The organism is Thioalkalivibrio sp. ALE25 (assembly GCF_000377285.1).
GTDB lineage: Bacteria > Pseudomonadota > Gammaproteobacteria > Ectothiorhodospirales > Ectothiorhodospiraceae > Thioalkalivibrio.
On record NZ_KB897925.1, the window covers coordinates 199,168 to 219,530 of the forward strand.

Genomic DNA, 20,363 nt, shown 5'->3' on the forward strand with positions numbered 1-20,363 from the left:
CCAAGAACGCGCAGTGCGCTGCGCGGCCGTGGGTTGTCACGGCGTGCGAGCCCATCGCTCTGCCAGCTTTGGGAGATTGCCGCGGCGCCTTCGGCGCCTCGCAATGACGGGAAACCAGTAGCGTCATCGCGAGGAGCATAGCGACGTGGCACGAAAGCGCGAAGCGCGTTGAACGGCCGCAGGCCGGCCCGGAGGGCGAGCGCAGCGAGTAATCTCTGGGAGGAACCCCGGCGTTGCAATGGCGGGGCTGTGGTCCGGGTTTGGGGCTGTGGCCGTGTGGGCGTGTTAAACCTTGTGCAGAGCTTTTGATCGGGAGTTTGGAATGCGTGATGCGAGTCCCCAGGCGGTTTATCTGAGCGATTACCAGCCGCCGGCGTTTGTGGTGGAGAGCCTGGAGCTGGACTTTGATCTGGCGGCGGCGACCACCGAGGTGACCACGCGCATGGCGGTACGGCGCAATCCGCAGGCGGCGGAGCCGAACGAGGCGCTGCGGCTCTGCGGCGATGGCGTCGAGCTGGTGTCGCTGACCGTGGATGGGGCGCAGCCGGGCGAGGGCCTGCTGGAGCAGGATGCCGAGGGCCTGCTGCTGCACGGCTTGCCGGAGGCGGTGCGGCTCGAGATTGTCAGCCGCTGCCACCCGGAGCAGAACACCGCATTGGAAGGCCTGTACGCCTCCAGCGGCATGCTGTGTACCCAGTGCGAGCCGGAGGGCTTTCGCCGCATCACGTTCTTCCCCGATCGTCCGGATGTGCTGACCACCTACCGCGTGCGCCTGGAAGCGGACCGGGCGCAGTACCCGGTGCTGCTGGCCAACGGCAACCGCGTGGAGGCCGGCGAGCTGGACGGCGGGCGCCACTACGCGGTGTGGGAGGACCCGTTCCCCAAGCCGTCGTACCTGTTTGCGCTGGTCGCCGGGGATCTGGCCTGCCAGCGCGACACCTTCACCACCATGTCCGGGCGCGAGGTCGCGCTGGAGCTGTTTGTGGAGGCGCACAACGCCGATCGCTGCGACCATGCGCTGGCCTCGCTGAAGCGCGCGATGCGCTATGACGAGGAGGCCTTCGGCCGCGAATACGATCTGGACGTGTACATGATCGTCGCGGTCGACGACTTCAACATGGGGGCGATGGAGAACAAGGGACTGAACCTGTTCAACGCCAAGTACGTGCTGGCCAGCCCCGACACCGCCACCGACAGCGACTTTGTTGCCATCGAGTCGGTGATCGCCCACGAGTACTTCCACAACTGGTCCGGCAACCGCGTGACCTGCCGCGACTGGTTCCAGCTGTCGCTCAAGGAAGGGCTCACGGTCTTCCGCGACCAGGAGTTCACCACCGACTGCACCCTGTTTGGCGTCAAGCGCATCGACGATGTCGCCATGCTGCGCGCCTTCCAGTTCCCGGAGGACGCCGGACCGCTCGCGCACCCGGTGCGCCCGGACCACTACGCCGAGATCAACAACTTCTACACCCTGACCGTCTACGAGAAGGGCGCGGAGCTGATCCGCATGCTGCGCACCCTGATCGGGCGCGAGACCTTCCGTCGCGGGCTGGACCTATACTTCGAGCGCTTCGACGGCCAGGCAGTGACCACCGACGACTTCGTCGCGGTGATGGCCGAGGCCAGCGGGCGCGATCTCTCCCGCTTCAAGCGCTGGTACACCCAGGCCGGCACGCCGCATGTGACCGCAAGCACCGCGTTCGACGGTCCCGGCGGCCCGGCCCGCATCACGCTCGCGCAGGAGACCCCTGCGACCCCGGGGCAGGCGCACAAGGAGCCGGTGGTGATCCCGGTGCGCATGGCCTTCCTCGATGCCGACGGCCAGCGCATCCGCGCGCGTCGGGAAGGCGACGAAGCCGCGCGCGACGAATGGGTGCTGGAGCTGGACGCCGCCGAGCACACCTTCTGCTTCGAGGATCTGTCCGCCGAGCCTGTCGCGATCTCCTGGCTGCGCGGCTTCTCAGCCCCGGTGATCCTGAACGCCAACCAGGGCGTGGACGAACTGGCGCACCTGCTGGCGCATGACGATGATGCCTTCGCCCGCTGGGAGGCCGCGCAGACCCTGTTCCGTCGCGCCATCCGCGCGCGTATCGAGCACGACGCCGCGGACTCCGCGCTGGAGGCCGCCACCGAACACGCCCTGCGTGCCCTGATCGAGGACCCGGCGATCGAGCCCGTGTTGCTGGCGACCATCCTGCAGCTGCCGCCCACGCGCGAGCTGGCCGAGCTGTTCGAGCGCGTCGATCCGGTGCGCCTGCGCATGGAGCGCGACGACCTGGAGAAGCGTCTTTATGCCCCGCTGGCGGGTGCGATGCAGCAGATCCAGCCGAAGCTGGACGATGTGGACAACGGGGCCTTCACCGCCGAGGCGATGGGCCGGCGCCAGCTGCGCAACCGCCTGCTGGCGCTGCGCGTGGCCGCCGGCGACCAGGCCGCGGTACCCGAGGCCCTGGCGCAGTACCAGAAGGCGCGCAGCATGACCATGCGCATGGGTGCGCTGAACGCGGTGAACGAGCTGGATCACGAGGCCCGCGAGGTGCTGCTGACGGACTTCGAGCAGCGCTACCGCGACGACCCGCTGGTGCTGGACAAGTACTTCGGCCTGCAGGCCGGCAGTCAGGTCCCGGGTGGCTTCGAGCGCCTGGAGGCGCTGCTGGAGCACCCCGGGTTCCGCTGGACCAACCCGAACCGGGTGCGCGCGGTGCTGGGGCCGTTCATGGCGCGCAATGAACGTCACTTCCACCAGGAAGACGGCGAGGGCTATCGCCGCATGGGCGGCTTCGTCGAGAAGCTGGACGCGATGAACCCGCAGACCGCCGCGCGCCTGGCCCAGCCGCTGACGCGCTGGCAAAAGGTGGACAGCGTTCGCGGCGAGCAGATGCGCGCGGAACTCGAGCGCCTCGCCGCGCTCGAACTGTCGCGCGACCTGCGCGACGTGATCGAGCGCGCGCTGGCGGAGTAGGCCAGCCCCCTGGCCGATGGGGCGCAGGAATGGCCCCGGCCGCCCAGGGCACCAACAGGGCCAGCCCCGGATTTGTAGGAGACGAGCCTCTCGCCGATGGGGCGCTGGTCTGGTCCCAATCGGCCAGAGGGCTGGCCTCCTACAAGGGGTGGCGCCCAAGGGTGTGGGTTGTGGTATGTTGCAGGCCGCTTGCTGGGCCGAGATGGCCCCAAACGAGGTTTGGCCGACGTGAAACGGGTCTTCCATCGACTGCTGTGCTGGATGCTGGTGCTGGCGATCGCCGGCCTGCCGGCGCTTGCGGCTGTCGCGAGTGAGGAAGGCGGTCACGCCGGGCATGCGATGCACGGGGCCCAGTCAAAGGGCGACCAGCCTGCGGATCACGCGGCCCATGATCACTCACATGATCACGCGCACGGCGACCACTATGATCACCATGCGCAGGACGATCACGCCGATACTCGGCATGGCGGCGACCACGCCCATGAAGCATCCGATTCCTCTGACGCCAGCGGGGTGATCGTGCACGTGGATTGCGTGGACGCGGCCTGTCTGGCGAGCTGCTCGGCCTGCAGCCACTGCCAGGGCATGCCGTCCATCACCAGTATGCACCTGCTGGCCCCGGTGACGCAGGCCATTACGCTGTATTCCTTCCAGAGCGGTCCGCCTGCGGCCGCGTTATACCGACCCCCGATCCTCTCCTGATCTGACTGTACCGGCCCGAGCGCCGGGGCTGTCCGTATGCCCGGGTTCCACCCGGTGGTGGCGGATGGCAAGGCCGTGTCGCGCGTTCGCGCGGGATGCGGAATCGAAGTCCGATCAAGGAGATTTTCACGATGCGAGCAACCCGATTGCTGCTCCCCGTCGTTTCGGTGCTGTTCCTCGCCGGTTGCGCGGTCACCGCGCCCGAGCTGGACCGCTCCGAACTGGCGGAGGACATCTCGGTGCAGGGGATCGACCTGCCCGAGTCGGAGATGCCCCGCCCCTCTGGCGAGCTGACGCTCGAGGAGGCCATTCATCAGGCCCTGTGGCGCAACCCGCGCATGCAGCAGGCCTACGCCAAGCTGGATCTGACGGCCGCCGATGTGGTCGAAGCCGCCCAGTTTTCCAATCCCACCCTGTCGCTGTCGGTGATGCGCCCCGAGGGCGGTGGCGGCAACGAGACGGGGGTCGGCCTGGCCTGGGGGATCTCCGGCCTGCTGATGCGCAGTGCCCGTCAGGACATTGCCGAATCCCACTGGGAGTCCACCCGTCTGCAGCTGGCCGAAGGCATGGTGGCCCTGGCCTCGGACACCGAGCGTGCCTGGTATGACGCGGTGGCCGCGCGCCAGCGGGCCCAGGTGCAGGCGCTGGAGACCCGTGCGGCGGATCTCGGGTCGCTACTGGGCGAGCGCTTTTTTGACGCCGGCAATATTACCGACCTGAAGCGTGCCCAGTTGAACATTCGTGCCGCCGAAGCACGTCTGAAACTCGAGGATGCGCGTCAGCGCGAGCGTGAGACCCGGCTGCGCCTGGCTCACCTGATGGGCCTGCCCGGCGAGGTCGACGACTGGGAGGTCCCCGGCAAGCTGCCGCTGCCGCTGGCCGGTGTGGACGATCGCGATGCCCTGGTCGAGCAGGCGCTGGAGCAGCGTCTGGATCTGCGGGCCCTGGATCACGCCCTGGAGGGGCTCACCGAGGGTGTGGCTCTGGTGCGGCGCTATCGCTGGCTGGGGGATATCGAGCCCGGTATCGAGTTCGAACGCGAGACGGACGGCACTCGCCTGTGGGGCGGTGGCATCTCCTTCACCCTGCCGATCTTCAACCAGAACCAGGCCGGCATCGCGCGGGCCGAGGCGCGGCTGGAGGACGGCGAGGCCCGCCGGGCCCGGCTGGAGCAGGCGGTGACCGCCGATGTCCACCAGCACTTCGTGCGGCTGGCCCATCACCGGGACAAGTTCGGCACGAAACGCTACGAACTGCTCCCTGCCCGCGAAATCGAGCTGGAGCGCATGCAGGAGCGCGTGAACTTCATGTTCGACGATGTCTTCGACCTGCTGGTGACCAAGCAGGAGGAGCTGGCCGACTGGCAGCGCGCGGTGGCCGCGCTGGGCGAGTACTGGCGGGCCCGGGTCGACCTGGCCTTCACCGTGGCCGGCGAGCTGCCGGGCGGGGCGCCGGGTGACGAGGGCTATCTTGAAACCGACGCACTCGAGCATGACCCGTCCGCGATGGATCACGGGGACCACGGCGGTCACGGCGGTCACGGAGACCACGGAGACCACGGAGACCACGGGGATCACGGGGATCACGGGGATCACGGGGATCACGGGGATCACGGGGATCACGGGGATCACGGGGATCACGGAGATCACGGAGATCACGGAGATCATGACCACGGTGACCACGGCAACGACGGTCACGGAGGGCATCACTGATGAAACGGCGTAACTTCCTGCTGGCCGCCGGCGCGGCAATGCTGCCGGCAACTACCCTGACCCGGGTAATGGCCGAAACGGGTCACGAGCACCACAACGAGGGCGACGCCACGCCCGGCGAGCGCACCGAACAGGGCTACATGCCGGTGCACACGCCGAACGGCTGGACCCTGCCGTACGAGATGAACAACGGCGTGAAGGAGTTCCACCTGGTCGCCGAGGAGATCGAGCACGAGTTCGCGCCCGGTTCGGTGGCCAAGTGCTGGGGCTACAACGGCACCACCCCGGGGCCGACCATCGAGGCGGTGGAGGGCGACCGGGTCCGCATCTACGTAACCAACCGCCTGCCGGAATACACCTCGGTGCACTGGCACGGCATCCATCTGCCCTCGGGCATGGACGGGGTGAAGGGCGTGACCCAGCCGCCGATCCACCCGGGCGAGACCTTCGTCTACGAGTTCGAGTTGAACCAGCACGGCACGCACATGTACCACCCGCATGCCGACGAGATGGTGCAGATGGCGATGGGGATGATGGGGATGTTCATCATCCACCCGAAGGACGGCGAGATCGAGCCGGTGGATCGCGACTACGCGATCCTGCTGCACAACTGGGCCCTGCATCCCGGTACCCGCACGCCCGATCCGTCGATCATGGTCGATTTCGACTTGTGGTCGATGAACTCCAAGGTGTTCCCGGCCATTGATTCACTGGTGGCGAGAACCGGGGAACGCGTGCGTATCCGCATGGGCAACCTGTCGATGTGGAACCACCCGATGCATGTGCATGGGGTGTCGTTCGAGGTCACCGGCTCCGATGGCGGGCGTTGGCCGCGCGAACAGTGGCGCAAGGAGACCACCGAGATCGTCGCGGTCGGCCAGACCCGCGATATCGAGTTCGTCGCACCACCTGGTGACTGGGCGTTCCACTGCCACATGACGCATCACACCATGAACCCGATGGGGCACGGCATCGCCAACACCCTGGGCGTGGATCAGTCCGGTCTCGAGGAGGAGATCCGTACGCTGCTGCCCGGCTATATGGCCATGGGCGAACACGGCATGGCGGATCACCAGGACCACACCGATGGTGGCCACATGCGCGGGCCCGAGAATACCCTGCCGATGGGCATGGGCCAGGGGCCGTTCGGCAACATCGGCATGGGTGGCATGTTCACCCTGATCAAGGTGCGCGATGACCAGGAGCCCGGGGACTTCAGCGATCCCGGCTGGTACTGGCACCCGGACGGGGAGGTGGCCCGCCGCGTGAGCAGTGATCCTGATTTCGGCAGTCCGGTGCGCCGCGGCAAGGTCGCGGGGGCGGATTCCGACGGGCTCCCGACCCCCAGCCGCGATGCCCATGGCGGGCACGGAGGCCGCGGGGGGCATGGAGGACACAATGGCCACGGAGGCCACAACCACTGAGCTTCCACCGGCGCGGGTGCCAGGGCCACCGCAAGGTGGTCCCGGTGGCCTACGGCCGGTGGGCTGTGACACGACTGCACTTAAGAAAGAGGAAACTCAATCATGATAACGATTCGTACCCGCAATACCCTGCGTTCGGCCCTTGCGGCCCTTGCGGCCCTTGCGGCCCTGCTGCTGGCGTTCGCCAGCCCCCTGCTGGCCCACGAAGGCGAGATGGGGCATGTCCCGGAGGACGGTTCCACGGTGCAGGGCACCCCGGAGGAGATCGGGATTCACTTCGATGGTGCGATGCGCATTACCCAGTTCGACGTGATCGGCCCGCGTGGCCGGGTCTCCCTGGAAGACCAGCCCGGCAATGACCCGACCGAGGAATACCATGTGCGCCCGGCCGGCGACCTGGAACCGGGGCGTTACGAGGTGCGCTGGCGTGGCCTGGCTCGTGACGGCCACATGATGTCCGGGACCTTCCGCTTTACGGTGGAGGACTGAGCCGTGGCCTGGCTGTCCGCGCTTGCCGGTGTGGATGCCTGGACGGTCGCCATGATCGTGGTGGCGGCCGGCTTCTATGCCGGTGCCTTGCTGGCGGCCGGGGCGGTGCTGTTTCGCCTGGCGTTTCCGGATCTGCCTGATCCGGAACGTCGGGCGGCCAGCCGCACGGGTGCGATCTCGGCCTGGGTCGCGATCGTGCTGGCCCTGATCGAGTGGCCGTTGCAGGCCGGGTATCTCGGGGGCGGCAATGGTGCCGCCGCAGTCGATCCGATGCTGCTCGGCGTCGTATTCGAGGGCGCGCAGGGGACTCAGCTGATCCTGGCCGTGAGCGGTTTGCTGCTGGTGCAGGCGATCCTGCTGGATGCCCGACGCCTGCCGGGGCTCGGGCATGGTCTGAGTCTCGGAGGCGTGTTGCTGGTCATGCTTGCCTTCGTGCAGGTCGGGCACACGGTGGACGAGCCGCGCGTCCTGCTGGGAGGGCTGCTGGTGCTGCATCTGCTGACTGCGGCCTTCTGGATCGGTTCGTTGTGGCCGCTGTATCGCCTGGCGGGGCACCCGCCGGCGGGTCGTGATGCCGCGCGCATCCTGGCGCGCTTTGGCCTGGTGGCGGTGTTCGGGGTCGGGCTGCTGGTGCTGGCCGGTGTGGTGCTGGCGGCCTTGCTGCTGGGCGGTGTCACGCCATTGCTCACCACGGGCTATGGGCAGTTCCTGATCGGCAAGGTCCTGATCGTCGGATTGCTCCTGCTACTGGCCGCCGCGAACAAGTGGCGGCTGGTGCCGGCGTTCGAGCGCGGCGAACCCGGGGCCCCCGGGCGGCTGCGCCGCAGTATCGCGCTGGAGGGCGGTCTGGTCGGGTCGATCCTGCTGCTGACCGCGGTACTGACCACGGTCAGTTCGCCGGCCGGTGGATAGGCGACGCGGGCGCTAGCGGTTCGGCGTCAGATGGGTCGCTGGGCGACCGTGGCGGCGAGTTCGACGTCCTCGCCCTCGCGCTGGACACGGATGTCCAGGGTCGCGCCGGGCGAGGTGCGGGCGATCACGTTGAGCGCTTCTCGCGGGGTGTTCACGCTGCTGCCGTCCAGGTGGGTGATGATGTCCCCCGGTCGGATTCCAGCTTCTTCCGCAGGCCCCTCGCGCAGGATGCCGGCGACCAGCACGCCGCGCGGCGTGTCCAGGCCGAAGGATTCGGCCAGTTCGCGGTTCATCGCCTGGACCTCGATCCCCAGCCAGCCGCGGGCGACATAGCCCTGTTCGATGATCTCGGTCATCACGCTGCGCGCCAGATCCACCGGGATCGCGAAGCCGATGCCGTGGGAGCCGCCGGAGCGCGAGAAGATCGCGGTGTTGATGCCGACGACCTCGCCGCGCGCATTGATCAGCGCGCCGCCGGAATTGCCCGGATTGATCGCCGCGTCGGTCTGGATGAAGTCCTCGAAGGTGTTGATCCCGAGCTGGTTGCGCCCGGTGGCGGAGACGATCCCCTGGGTCACCGTCTGGCCGACGCCGAAGGGGTTGCCGATGGCGAGCACGACGTCGCCCACCCGCAGGTCGCTGGAGTGCCCCACCGTGGCCACACCGAGCCCCGGCGCGCGCACGCGCAGAACGGCAAGGTCGGTATCCGGATCGATGCCGATGATCTCGGCGGGGTGGGCCTCGCCGCCGGGGAGCATGATGGCAATGGCATCAGCCTCCTCGATCACGTGGTGATTGGTGAGGATGTGCCCCTGTTCGGTCATGATGACCCCGGAACCGAGGCTGGACTGCTCCTGTTCACCCGGCGGAAGGGGCTGGCCGAAGAATTCATGCAGGCCGAGGCCGGAGGGCCGGTCGATGGTGCGCGAGGTCATGATGTTGACGACCGCGGGCGCGGCGCGGCGTACGCCGTCGGCGTAGCTGGCCGGCGCACCCGTGGCGCCCGGGGCCGGCACGGGTTCGGCGACCTGCAGATCGGCGCCGGATTCGTCGCGGCCGAGGATCTCGGGGAAGAACACCGCGATCACCACGGCCAGGGCAATGCCGGTCAGCGCGGCTTGCAGCAGAAAGCGAGAGAAATTCACCATATGCCGAATATACCGAATCAGCGTTCAACAGGGGATCCCGCCGTGGTCAATCGCGATGAACTGATGCAGGCACTGAATGCGGAGCTCGAGCCGGAGCGCTTCCGCGATTACTGCCCGAATGGCCTGCAGGTGGAGGGGCGCCGCGAGATCCGCCGGATCGTCAGCGGGGTGACCGCCTCCCTGGCACTGGTGGAGGCGGCGGTGGAGGCCGGGGCCGACCTGATCCTGGTGCACCACGGGTACTTCTGGAAGGGCGAACCGCAGGAGGTGACCGGCATGAAGCGCGAGCGCATGCGCCTGCTGCTGGCGCATGACATTAACCTGGTCGCCTTCCACCTGCCGCTGGATGCCCACCCTGTGCTTGGCAACAACACCCAGTTGGCCGGGCGCCTGGGATTCGCGATCGACGGTGTGCTGCGCGAGGACGGCGTCGGCCAGGTGGGGAGCCCGGCGCGGGTGATGTCGGCGCCCGACATGCAGGCGCATATCAGCAACGTGCTGGGGCGCGAGGCGCTGTGCGTGGAGGCCGGTGACCATCCCATCCGCCGCATCGCCTGGTGTACCGGCGGGGCCCAGTCCCTGCTTACCGAGGCCGCGGCACAGGGAGTGGATGCCTACATCAGTGGCGAGATCTCCGAGCAGACCACCCACGAGGCGCGCGAGCTGGGGGTGCACTACTTCGCTGCCGGACATCATGCGACCGAGCGCTACGGGGCCCCGGCCCTGGGCCAGTGGTGCGCGGAGCGCTTCGGTCTCGAACACCAGTTTATCGAGATCGACAATCCCGCCTGAGCGGGGGTGATCCCGCCCGCACGCGACTGCGTGCGAGATTGCAGTGCAGCCTGTTCGCTTTGGGGGCGTGCCGGACACCCCGTCCGCGCCCGTCTGTAATCAGTTGGTTATGTAGGTTTTCGACGCGCGTGACCAAGCGCAATGCTCGGTCTTAAGGCAGTAATCTACTTGACCTTATTAGCGTGTTCGGGAATTCTATCGGATTTTACAGCCCGCCCAGATGGGTATTCGCGCGTGCGGCCAAGGCCCCTCGCGTTCAGGCTGCGCCTTGGTTGCGTGGCTGCGGGAATACGATTTCAACACGTTGTTTGGAGAGACAAACATGGCAAACCAAGGCGTAAACCGAGGCCGGCGCCGGTTCCTCGTCGCCGCGACATCTGTCGTAGGCGGAGCCGGGGTCGCCGCTGTCGCGGCCCCGTTCCTGGCGTCCTTGCAGCCCAGCGCGCGCGCTCAGGCGGCCGGGGCCCCTGTCGAGTTCGACGTGTCCGCTGTCGAGCCGGGCCAGCGTGTCAGCGTCGAATGGCGCGGCCAGCCCATCTGGGTCGTGCGACGCACCGAAGAGATGATCGCCGGTTTGTCCGAGGTGACCGACCGTCTGCGTGATCCGGAGTCCGAGGTCGAGAGCCAGCAGCCGGAATACGCGCAGAACGAGCACCGTTCGCGCAATCCCGAGTTCCTGGTCGTGATCGGCATCTGCACCCATCTGGGCTGCTCGCCCACCTACCGCCCGGAGATCGGCGACCCCGAGATGGGTTCCGACTGGCAGGGTGGCTGGCTGTGCGGCTGCCACGGCTCCCGCTTCGACCTGGCCGGCCGCGTGTATCGCAACATGCCGGCGGCGACCAACCTGGTGATCCCGCGCCACATGTACCGCACGGACACCTTGCTTGTCATTGGTGAAGACGAAGACGGGGAGGCGATCTAAATGGCCAGCAATCCTGATACCAAGATCCAGGGCGGTCTGCTGGGCTGGGTCGATGCCCGCTTCCCGCTCTCCCAGATGTGGAACGAGCATCTGGCGCAGTACTACGCGCCGAAGAACTTCAACTTCTGGTATTTCTTCGGCTCCCTGGCGCTGCTGGTGCTGGTCATCCAGATCGTCTCCGGCATCTTCCTGACCATGTTCTACAAGCCCGATGCGGAACTCGCGTTCGCGTCGGTCGAGTACATCATGCGCGACGTGGAGTGGGGCTGGCTGATCCGCTACATGCATTCCACCGGCGCCTCGATGTTCTTCGTGGTCGTCTATCTGCACATGTTCCGGGCGCTGCTGTACGGCTCCTACAAGAAGCCGCGCGAGCTGATCTGGATCTTCGGTGTGCTGATCTACCTGGTGCTGATGGCCGAGGCCTTCGCCGGCTACCTGCTGCCGTGGGGCCAGATGTCCTACTGGGGCGCGCAGGTGATCGTGAACCTGTTCCAGACCATCCCGTATATCGGGCCGGATCTGGTGACCTGGATTCGCGGTGACTTCCTGCTCTCCGATGCCACGCTGAACCGCTTCTTTGCGCTGCACGTGATTGCCCTGCCGCTGGTGCTGATCATGCTGGTGGCCGCGCACATCATTGCGCTGCACGAAGTGGGCTCCAACAACCCGGACGGCATCAACATCAAGGAAAACAAGGACGAGAACGGCATCCCGAAGGATGGCATCCCGTTCCACCCGTACTACTCCGTGAAGGATCTGGTCGGTGTCGGCGTGTTCCTGATGGTCTTTGCCGTGATCATGTTCTTCTTCCCGACCGGTGGCGGCCTGTTCCTGAAGCCGGACAACATGATCCCGGCCGACCCGCTGGTCACCCCGGATCTCATCCCGCCGGTGTGGTACTTCACCTCGATGTATTCGGTGCTGCGATCCGTGCCGGATCCGTTCCTCGGCGTGGTCGCGATGGGCCTTGCGGTGGTGATGCTGTTCTTCATCCCGTGGCTGGATCGCAATCCGGTACTGTCGATGCGCTACCGCTCGTTCGCGGCCAAGTTCAACCTGGCGGTGTTCGTGGTGGCCTTCGTGATCCTCGGCTGGCTGGGTCTGCAGCAGGCCACCACGGAAGTGAGCGAGATGAGCCTGCGCTTCTCCACGGTCTACTTCGCGTTCTTCTTCCTGCTGTGGTTCCTCAGCAAGGAACGCTCCGCGGTCTTCAGCCTGATCGCATTCGCCGTGGTGGTGGGCATCTACACGATCTACGACATCCTGCGTTTCGATCCGAGTGACGCGAGTCTGATCATGTGGTCCTGGCTGATTCCGACCGTGTATCTGTTCGTGACCATGGTGGCCCCCGCCTTCGCGCGTGGCCTGGGCCGTGACCGTGCCGTTCCGGAAAGGGTGACTTCGTAATGAAAACGCTGATTGCAACTACGTTCCTGGCCGCTGCGGCCCTGTTCACCGTCCCGGCCGCCTCGGCGGCCGGGTACGACGGTGACCTGGAGAAGGCCAATATTGACGTGACCAATGAGGCCTCGCTGCAGCGCGGTGCCAACCTGTTCATGAACTACTGCATGGGTTGCCACTCCACGGAGTACATGCGCTACAACCGCGTCGCGCGGGATATCGGGCTGACCGAGCAGCACATGGAAGAGAACTTCATCTTCATTACCGACGAAGCCGGTGATCCGGTCGGTGTGGGTTCGCTGATGAAGAACGCCATGAGCGACGACTACGGCGAAGAGGCCTTCGGCGTGGTCCCGCCCGACCTGACCATGACCACCCGCATCCATGGCGAGGACTGGGTCTACACCTTCCTGAAGAGCTTCTATGTGGATGAGTCGCGTCCGCTGGGCGCGAACAATACCGTGTTCAGCAACGTCGGCATGCCGCACGTGCTGTGGGAGCTCCAGGGCTGGCAGGAGAAGGTTGTCGACGAGGACGGCAACGAGCGTCTCGAGTTGGCGCGCTCCGGTAGCATGACGCCCAGCGAATACGACCGCGCCGTGCGCGACATCGTCACCTACCTCTCCTACATGGGCGAGCCGATGCAGCTGGACCGCCAGCGGATCGGCCTGTACGTCCTGATTTTCCTCGGGATCTTCACGATCCTGGCCTACTTCTTGAAAAAGGAGTACTGGAAAGACGTACACTAGGCGGCCTGAACCGTCGCCGGCGCACTGATCAAGGATGATCGCGCGCCGGTGTTATTGACCGTCTGCCCGGCGTGGCCTCGTGCCTGGCCGGGCTAGGGAGAAAGCCATGGCGCTGGTCGCCAACCGTCGTTCCGTTATGACCCTGTTTTCTGCTCACGACTGTGTGCGCTGCCACCGGGTGCGCATCATCCTTGCGGAGAAGGACATCGCCGTGGATGTCGTGAATCTCGGGCCGGACGAGCTGCCCGAGGATCTCTCCGATCTGAATCCGTACAACGAGGTCCCGACCCTGGTGGATCGCGATCTGGCCCTGTACGGGACGCATGTCATCACCGAATACCTGGACGAGCGTTTTCCGCATCCGCCGTTGATGCCGGTGGATCCGGTTTCGCGGGCGGCCGCGCGGCTGGCGCTTTATCGCGTGGAACGCGACTGGTACGAGGGGCTGGACGCGGTCTACAAGGCCTCCGGCTCGGGGTTGACCAAGGCGCGCAAGATCCTGCGCGAGAGCCTGGTGAGCTCGGCGGAGATCTTCGAACTCAAGCCGTACTTCCTGAGTGACGAGTTCTCCATCGTTGACTGTGCCATCGCGCCCGTGATGTGGCGGCTTCCGGCGGTCGGTATCGACCTGGCCTCGCTGCCGCAGGCGATCCAGGAATACGCCGACCGTGTGTGCAAGCGCGAGTCTTTCCAGGTGAGTCTGACCGAGGCCGAGCGCGAGCTGCGCCTGTGACTTCGTCGCGCCCCTATCTGCTCCGTGCGCTGTGGGAGTGGGTCACGGATAACGGCTTCACGCCGCATATCCTGGTCGACGCCACGGTCGAGGGTGTGGTCGTGCCCGAGGCCTTTGTGGATCAGGGCAAGATCACCCTGAACGTTGGTCCCTCCGCGGTACAGGCGCTGAATATCGGGGACGACGCCGTGGCCTTCTCGGCCCGCTTCGCCGGCAACCCGAAGGATGTGTTTGTGCCGATGCCAGCGGTCCTGGCGGTCTACGCCCGCGAGAACGGGCAGGGCATGATGTTCGGCAGTGAGCCGGGGCCCGGCCCCGAGGACGATGGTCCAGGCGCGCCGCCGGATGGGTCCGGTGATGGCGGGGGCGGAGAGGATGCCCCGGCGCCCAGGCGCAAGGGGCCGTCGCTCAAGGTCGTCAAGTAGTGCGCAGGGCCCCGTATGGGGCCCGTTTCTTTTCCGGGGATGTGTGCCGTACGAAGGGGGCGTCGCCTCAGGCCGGGCCGGGTGCCTTGCCGGGGTTGAGGATGTTGTCGGGATCGAACTCGCGCTTGATGCCCGCCATCAGCCCCAGTGCCACCGGGTCCAGCTCGCGCGCCACATAGGGCCGCTTGACCAGCCCGATGCCGTGTTCGCCGGACAGGGTGCCGCCGAGCGCCAGGACCAGCGTAAAGACCCCGTCGAGGCAGCGTTCGGCCGCCGCCAGCTCCTGAGGGTCGTCCGGGTTGACCAGCAGGTTCACGTGGATGTTGCCGTTGCCGGCATGGCCGAAATTCACGATCTTGATCGCGTGCTCCGTCGCCAGGCGGTCCAGGCCCGCGATCAGCTCGGGGATGCGCGAGACCGGCACGACCACGTCCTCGTTGATCTTCTTCGGCGCCACGGTCCGCAGCGCCGGGGACAGGGCCTTGCGTACGGCCCACAGGGCCTGTGCCGCCTCGGGGGTGTCGGCGCTGTGGGTCTCCAGGCAACCGGGGCCCTCGGCCGCGGCGCGCACGCCGGCGGTGGTGGCGTCGATACCGGCCTCGGTGCCATCCGTTTCGATCATCAGGATGGCGCCGGCGTCCGCGGGCAGGGGGCAGTCCGGATCATAGTCGCGAATCATGGCAATGGCGGAGTGGTCCATGAATTCCAGTGCCGAGGGGACTTCCGCTCGGGCCATCAGGCGCGAGACGGCGCGGGCAGCGCCGCCGACATCGCGATATACCGCCTGGATCAGGCGGGTCGCCTCCGGCCTGGGGGTGAGGCGCAGCGTGGCCTCCGTGATCACGGCCAGCGTGCCCTCGGAGCCGATCAGCAGCCGGGTGAGGTCGTAGCCCACGACGCCCTTGGTGGTGTGGACCCCGGTGCGGAAGGCCTCCCCGGTTCCGGCGACGCCAGCGAGGCCCAGGGTGTTGTCTCTCGGGGTGCCGTACTTCACCGCATGCGGCCCCGCGGAGTTGTACGCCAGGTTGCCGCCCAGGGTGCAGTAGGCGCTGCTGGTCGGATCCGGTGGCCAGAAGAAGCCATGGCGTCCCGCGGCCTCCTGGATTTCGCCGTTGGTGACGCCGGGTTCCGCGATCAGCCAGCGATTGTCCGGGTCCACCTCGAGGATGCGGTTCATGTGCTCGAAGGACACCACCAGCCCCCCGTGATCCGGCACTGCGGCACCCGTGGTGCCCGTCCCGCGTCCGCGGCAGGTGAGGGCGACGCCCAGGCGCCGGCACAGCCGTACCAGCTCGCGCACGGTATCCGCGTCGCGCGGGAAGGCCACCGCGTCGGGCACCGCGTGGAGCTTCGAGTTGTCCGCGCCATACGTCCAGCAGTCCGCCGGATCGAGTAGCCGATCGCCGGGTGCCAGCAGTTGTTCCAGTTCGCGGGTCAGTGGAGTCATGGGGTGGGCTTAATCGGTGGGTGCCTGGATGGCGTCCTGCAGCCAGTCGATCCGGTCGCGGCCATCCAGGGTCATGACATCGAAACGCACCGGCCCGTTCCAGGCATGCTCCTGCAAATAGGCCTCGGCGACCCGGAGCAGGCGCGCCTGCTTGCGTCGGTCGATGCTCTCCGCGCCGCCGCCGAATCCCGGGTGGCTGCGCTTGCGTACCTCCACCAGCACCAGCGTGTCGCCCTCCTGGGCGACGAGGTCGAGCTCGCCATACGGACGGCGGACGTTGCGCGCCCGGATCTCCAGGCCGCGGGTCTCGAGGTAGGCGGCGGCCCGGTCCTCGGCGGCCTGCCCCGAGACGCCCGGGCGAAACACTCAGGAGCCTCCGGCGGGGAGGTCGATGCGCCGGGGTTCGCCGCGCTCGAAGCGCGCCCAGGCCGGTTCCCGCACCCATTCGTGATTGAACGGGTTCAGTCCCCAGGTCCCGGTGGCGCCGACCAGCTGGTGATGCGGGGCGGCGCGCACCGCTTCCTGGCGCAGGCTCAGGCGCAGCGCATCCATCCCCAGGGCGACAAAACGGGGCAGTGCCTCGTCGCCGGCGTCCGCCTCTTCGCCCAGCGGGCTTACCCGGTCGAACAGGCGCGGCGCGTCGGGAAATACGATCCCGTTCAGGTCGGCATCGCGATTCGCATCCGGACGGCCCGAATAGACATGGGCCGTCGCCATCATCGGCAGGTGGCTCGCGCGGTGAAAGTGCAGGTGCGGCACGATACGCCGCACCTGCGGGGCCGACCCGGCGATGAACAGATGGTCCACATCGGCACGTACCTGCGGATCCGCCTCCAGTTCCAGCCCGGTCCGGCGCGCCACCTCGCGAATGCGGGATTCGCTTTGCGGGATCCCCAGGGCATTGCCAATGGTGGCGTTCAGTTCGCCCGCAGTGGGCTGGACCCGGATCACGTCGCGCGGGCGTCGATCGTCCTCGGCGAGCGTCGCCTGGTAGGCGCTCGCCACGCGATCGCCGAAGGCCCCCTCCGGCAGGATCACAAGCGGATGCAGCCAGCCGGCGCGCGCGGCGCGATCGGCCACGGCCCGGGCGTCCTCTTCCGGGTTCAGAGCCAGCGTGGTCATCGCTTCGTGGGCAATGGTGCCGGCCCGGTTCAGCAGCACGGATGGAACGGCCTGATCGCTGGTTGCGACCTGCTGAACCGATTCGCGCCGCAGTGGGCCGATGATGCGCGCGACGCCCGATTCCACGCCGCGCCGGTAGAGCGCGGCCGCGGCATCCGGCTCCCCGCGAGTGTCGCGCACGATCAGGCGCCCTTTACTGCTCCCCTCTGCGTAGTAGGCCCGGGTGATCCCGTCCAGGACCGCATTGCCGAGTTCGCCGAGATCGCCCGACAGGGGCAGGAGCACCAGAGTGTCGCCCGGCGCGTCCGGCGTCAGGGGATGGGACGCCAGCAGCTCCGGCAGCAGGCTGTTGGCCGGGTGCGAGGGATGGCGTTCCCGCCACTGGCCAGCGGCCTGGCGTGCTGCGTCCTGCGTGTCGGCGCCGCGCAGCAGCCGGAACAGGCTGACCCAGGCATCGCCATCCGGCGGGTGGTTGCCCATCACTCGTTCGCGCTGGGCCGGGCGCAGGGCCGCGAGCAGACCCCACAGGCGCTGCTGGTTCTCGCTGTGCAGATCCGGCTCCATGATCAGGAGCCCATCCAGGCGCAGGCGGGCGTCCAGGGCCTGATACCATTGGCCTTCGTGTTCCAGCAGCCGGGCGTGGAGCGACAGGCCTTCACGATAGACCTCCGGTGAACGCGTCGGATCGTCCGGATCGTCCGCCCCGAGACGCTCGCGGGCCAGGCCCCAGTCGCGCTGGGCCGCCGCCAGGCGCGCGCCCAGCAGGCGGCCGGCCTGGGAGTCCCGTTCGGCGTCGGGCAGCTCGGCCCAGAGGGTGTCGGCCCGCTCCAGCTGATCCGGCGTCGCCGGGTCCAGAGCCAGGACGGCCTCGATGGCGCTCCGGACCGTCTCAGGTTCCGGGCGCGAGCGCGCCTCGCTCAGCAGCAGGCTGGCGCGGACCTCCGGCGGGAGTTCGGCCAGATCCACGCGGGGTTCGGGCTCCGGGGCCGGTTCCGGGTCCGGGCGCGGCGTGGCGCACCCGACCACAATGGCCGCCGCCAGCAGCAACAGGGCAAGGCGGGACAGGGGCCGGGCGTGTCCGGCGCGATGAAGGGGTCGGGGCACGATGGTGGTCACGAGGTTTCCCTGGCGAATGAGGAGTCAGTATTGAAAGCGCATCAGGCCGTGTCAACGAACTGGGGCACGTTGTGGGTCGTGGCCACGCCGATTGGTAATCTCGGCGACATGAGCCCGCGTGCGGGCGAGATCCTGGCCCGGGTGCAGCGCATTGCCGCGGAGGATACGCGACACAGCGCCGGACTGCTGGCCCACCTGGGTGTGCATACGCCGCTGGTCAGCCTGCACGAGCACAACGAGGCCGAGCGAATCCCGGCGCTGCTCGAGGCATTGCAGGCGGGGGAGTCGGTGGCCCTGGTCTCGGATGCGGGCACGCCGCTGGTGTCCGATCCCGGCTTCCGTCTGGTGCGCGCGGCGCGGGAGGTGGGCGCGCCGGTGCGGGCCGTTCCGGGCCCCAGCGCCCCGCTGGCGGCGCTGGCCGTGGCGGGGTTGCCATCCGACCGGTTCTGTTTCGAGGGCTTTCTGCCGCACGCGGCCGGGGCGCGTCGGCGGCAGCTGGAGGTGCTGCTGGCCCAGCCGGTTACGACGATCGTGTTCGAGTCGTCTCATCGTATCCGGGCTGCGGCCGGGGACCTTGCCGGACTGGCGCCCGAGCGCGAGGTATTCCTGGCGCGCGAGCTGACCAAGCAGTTCGAGGAGCACTACCGGGGCGTCGCTGCGGACCTCCCGGCCTGGCTGGATGCGGATGCCAACCGCACCCGCGGCGAGTTTGTCCTGATCCTGGGGGCGGCGCCGGCCCCGGAAACCGGCGGCGAGGCCGACGAGCCGCTGGCGGCCGAACACGAGCGCCTGCTCGCCGCGCTACTGCAGGAGCTCCCCCTCAAGCGTGCCGCGCGCCTGCTCTCCGATGCCACCGACCTGCCACGCAACCGCGTCTACTCCCGCGCCCTGGCCCTCAAGGACGCCCAAAGCTAAGGCCTGTTTTTCACCACGAAGCACACGAAGGGACGAAGAAGGGCAAGGTCAAGGGCGCTTCAGAGGAAGTCGCGAAGGTTTGAAGGAATGAATGCGGGTTGAACCCACTGGGCTCGGACGGTGTAGCAATGAGTGTCCGGCCAATCCTGCCAGCAGTAACGCCCTTCTATCCTTCCAGCCTTCCTGTCATTGCTTTTGACCTTGCCCTTCTTCGTGCCTTCGTGTGCTTCGTGGTGAACAAAAGGGGGGCGTCGGCGGCCAGGCCCCTGAAAAGCCTTGCGTTCCGGGGCGGGGCGGCGTACAAGGAGCGCGGGAGTCGGCCGGGCAGTCGCTGCATCCTCGGATGTGGAGGAAAGTCCGGGCTCCACAGGGCAGGACGCCAGGTAACACCTGGGCGGCGCGAGCCGACGGAAAGTGCCGCAGAAAATACACCGCCGATGGCCTTCGGGCACAGGTAAGGGTGAAATGGTGCGGTAAGAGCGCACCGCGCGACTGGTAACAGTTCGTGGCAGGGTAAACCCCGTCCGGAGCAAGGCCAAATAGGGGTGCATGGTGTGGCCCGCATCGCACCCGGGTAGGCTGCACGAGGCGTCCGGTGACGGACGTCCCAGATGAATGACTGTCCACGACAGAACCCGGCTTATGGCCGGCTCCCACTTTTTCCCACCTGTGAGTCTCCCGCCGCCGTGCCGGTTCGGGCCGGTCCCGCTGTGTCCGCGGCAAACTTGTAAAGTGATGCATGAAGTTTGGGCCTCAACGCGAGGCTTTTAATACCCTTCTTCCAGCTCTTTCGGCGCCCTCGCGTCGGTCGCGCTAAGTCTCTGTGATTCAACGCTTATTTTTTGTTTTTCGGGGTCGATTTTCTTGACTCTGGAGGATGCCCGTACCTATAGTGTCGAAAAGTGGGTCAAAGTGGGGAAAGGTGGGTAACCACCGCTACCAGCCATGTTTCGAGGCGTCAGCCAGCTCAATCTGGATGCGAAGGGCCGCCTGGCCATGCCGGCGCGGTATCGCGACGACCTCGCTGCGAGCTGCAACAGCCAGCTCGTGATTACCGTTGATCCCTCCCGTTGCCTCCTCCTCTACCCGTTTCCGGAATGGGAGCGCATCGAGCAGAACCTGATGTCCCGCCCCAACATGAATCCCAAGGTGCGCAATCTGCAGCGCCTGCTGGTGGGTCATGCCACCGAATGCGAGCTGGATGGCAGCGGCCGGTTGCTGCTGCCCACGCCCCTGCGTCAGTACGCCGGCCTGGAAAAGCGGGTCGTGCTGCTGGGGCAGGGCAAGAAGTTCGAGATCTGGGACGAGGCCACCTGGGAGGAGACCTGCGCCCAGGTGCTGGGGGGTGACGTGGATGACGAAGCGCTCGAGTCCATCGCGTTGTGA

Annotated in this window: 18 protein-coding genes and 1 other RNA gene; 15 read left to right on the forward strand and 4 right to left on the reverse strand. The window is 67.3% G+C overall.

Features of this window, described 5'->3' with window-relative positions:
• The first annotated feature begins 322 nt into the window (after positions 1-322).
• From pepN to C996_RS0101050, 6 genes are all read left to right on the forward strand, one after another.
• Positions 323-2,962 (forward strand): aminopeptidase N, encoded by a 2,640-nt coding sequence (pepN, locus tag C996_RS0101025; RefSeq protein ID WP_018865628.1) that lies wholly within the window; start codon positions 323-325, stop codon positions 2,960-2,962.
• A gap of 261 nt (positions 2,963-3,223) precedes the next feature.
• Positions 3,224-3,664, forward strand: coding sequence for a hypothetical protein (locus C996_RS0101030; RefSeq protein WP_051076886.1), 441 nt, complete (start codon positions 3,224-3,226; stop codon positions 3,662-3,664).
• Positions 3,665-3,810: 146 nt separating this feature from the next.
• The gene (locus tag C996_RS0101035; protein ID WP_018865630.1) at positions 3,811-5,376 is read left to right on the forward strand and encodes a TolC family protein; all 1,566 of its coding nucleotides are present in this window, start codon (positions 3,811-3,813) and stop codon (positions 5,374-5,376) included.
• Positions 5,376-6,800 (forward strand): multicopper oxidase family protein, encoded by a 1,425-nt coding sequence (locus C996_RS0101040; protein WP_018865631.1) that lies wholly within the window; start codon positions 5,376-5,378, stop codon positions 6,798-6,800. Before C996_RS0101035 ends, C996_RS0101040 begins: the two co-directional genes overlap by 1 nt.
• A gap of 102 nt (positions 6,801-6,902) precedes the next feature.
• The gene (locus C996_RS0101045) at positions 6,903-7,289 is read left to right on the forward strand and encodes a copper resistance CopC family protein (protein ID WP_018865632.1); all 387 of its coding nucleotides are present in this window, start codon (positions 6,903-6,905) and stop codon (positions 7,287-7,289) included.
• A gap of 3 nt (positions 7,290-7,292) precedes the next feature.
• Positions 7,293-8,201 (forward strand): copper resistance D family protein, encoded by a 909-nt coding sequence (locus C996_RS0101050; RefSeq protein WP_018865633.1) that lies wholly within the window; start codon positions 7,293-7,295, stop codon positions 8,199-8,201.
• A gap of 26 nt (positions 8,202-8,227) precedes the next feature.
• Here the strand turns inward: C996_RS0101050 and C996_RS0101055 are convergent, their stop codons facing one another.
• The gene (locus tag C996_RS0101055) at positions 8,228-9,349 is read right to left on the reverse strand and encodes a S1C family serine protease (RefSeq protein WP_018865634.1); all 1,122 of its coding nucleotides are present in this window, start codon (positions 9,347-9,349) and stop codon (positions 8,228-8,230) included.
• Between the two features lie 42 nt (positions 9,350-9,391).
• On the opposite strand from C996_RS0101055, the gene C996_RS0101060 reads away from it, so the two are divergent.
• From C996_RS0101060 to C996_RS0101085, 6 genes are all read left to right on the forward strand, one after another.
• The gene (locus C996_RS0101060) at positions 9,392-10,141 is read left to right on the forward strand and encodes a Nif3-like dinuclear metal center hexameric protein (RefSeq protein ID WP_018865635.1); all 750 of its coding nucleotides are present in this window, start codon (positions 9,392-9,394) and stop codon (positions 10,139-10,141) included.
• A 322-nt stretch (positions 10,142-10,463) separates the two neighbouring features.
• Complete coding sequence (gene petA / locus C996_RS0101065) at positions 10,464-11,066, forward strand: ubiquinol-cytochrome c reductase iron-sulfur subunit (RefSeq protein WP_026279149.1); 603 nt, start codon at positions 10,464-10,466, stop codon at positions 11,064-11,066.
• Entirely contained in the window at positions 11,067-12,476 is a 1,410-nt protein-coding gene (locus C996_RS0101070) for a cytochrome b N-terminal domain-containing protein (RefSeq protein ID WP_018865637.1), read from the forward strand.
• The gene (locus tag C996_RS0101075; protein WP_018865638.1) at positions 12,476-13,219 is read left to right on the forward strand and encodes a cytochrome c1; all 744 of its coding nucleotides are present in this window, start codon (positions 12,476-12,478) and stop codon (positions 13,217-13,219) included. The genes C996_RS0101070 and C996_RS0101075 overlap by 1 nt, the downstream gene beginning before the upstream one ends.
• A 106-nt stretch (positions 13,220-13,325) precedes the next feature.
• Entirely contained in the window at positions 13,326-13,952 is a 627-nt protein-coding gene (locus tag C996_RS0101080) for a glutathione S-transferase N-terminal domain-containing protein (RefSeq protein WP_017942770.1), read from the forward strand.
• Positions 13,949-14,377, forward strand: a complete 429-nt coding sequence (locus tag C996_RS0101085; RefSeq protein ID WP_018865639.1) for a ClpXP protease specificity-enhancing factor — start codon at positions 13,949-13,951, stop codon at positions 14,375-14,377. Before C996_RS0101080 ends, C996_RS0101085 begins: the two co-directional genes overlap by 4 nt.
• Before the next feature lie 67 nt (positions 14,378-14,444).
• On the opposite strand, the gene C996_RS0101090 is transcribed toward C996_RS0101085, so the two are convergent.
• From C996_RS0101090 to C996_RS0101100, 3 genes are read right to left on the reverse strand one after another with little or no spacing between them, the layout of a single operon-like run.
• Positions 14,445-15,824 carry an FAD-binding oxidoreductase gene (locus tag C996_RS0101090; RefSeq protein ID WP_018865640.1) on the reverse strand — a complete coding sequence of 460 codons (1,380 nt, stop codon included), beginning with the start codon at positions 15,822-15,824 and terminating at the stop codon, positions 14,445-14,447.
• Positions 15,825-15,833: 9 nt separating this feature from the next.
• Complete coding sequence (locus C996_RS0101095) at positions 15,834-16,190, reverse strand: YraN family protein (protein ID WP_018865641.1); 357 nt, start codon at positions 16,188-16,190, stop codon at positions 15,834-15,836.
• Positions 16,191-18,062: a penicillin-binding protein activator gene (locus C996_RS0101100; protein ID WP_018865642.1), complete on the reverse strand. Its 1,872-nt coding sequence runs from the start codon at positions 18,060-18,062 to the stop codon at positions 16,191-16,193.
• Positions 18,063-18,140: 78 nt separating this feature from the next.
• On the opposite strand from C996_RS0101100, the gene rsmI reads away from it, so the two are divergent.
• The 3 genes from rsmI to mraZ all read left to right on the forward strand — a co-directional run bounded on the left by rsmI (position 18,141) and on the right by mraZ (position 20,363).
• A complete protein-coding gene (rsmI, locus tag C996_RS0101105; protein ID WP_026279151.1) occupies positions 18,141-18,977 on the forward strand; it encodes a 16S rRNA (cytidine(1402)-2'-O)-methyltransferase in 837 nt (278 codons plus the stop codon).
• A gap of 312 nt (positions 18,978-19,289) precedes the next feature.
• Positions 19,290-19,635, forward strand: an RNA gene (gene rnpB, locus C996_RS13855) — RNase P RNA component class A.
• Positions 19,636-19,922: 287 nt separating this feature from the next.
• A complete protein-coding gene (mraZ, locus tag C996_RS0101110) occupies positions 19,923-20,363 on the forward strand; it encodes a division/cell wall cluster transcriptional repressor MraZ (protein ID WP_017942776.1) in 441 nt (146 codons plus the stop codon).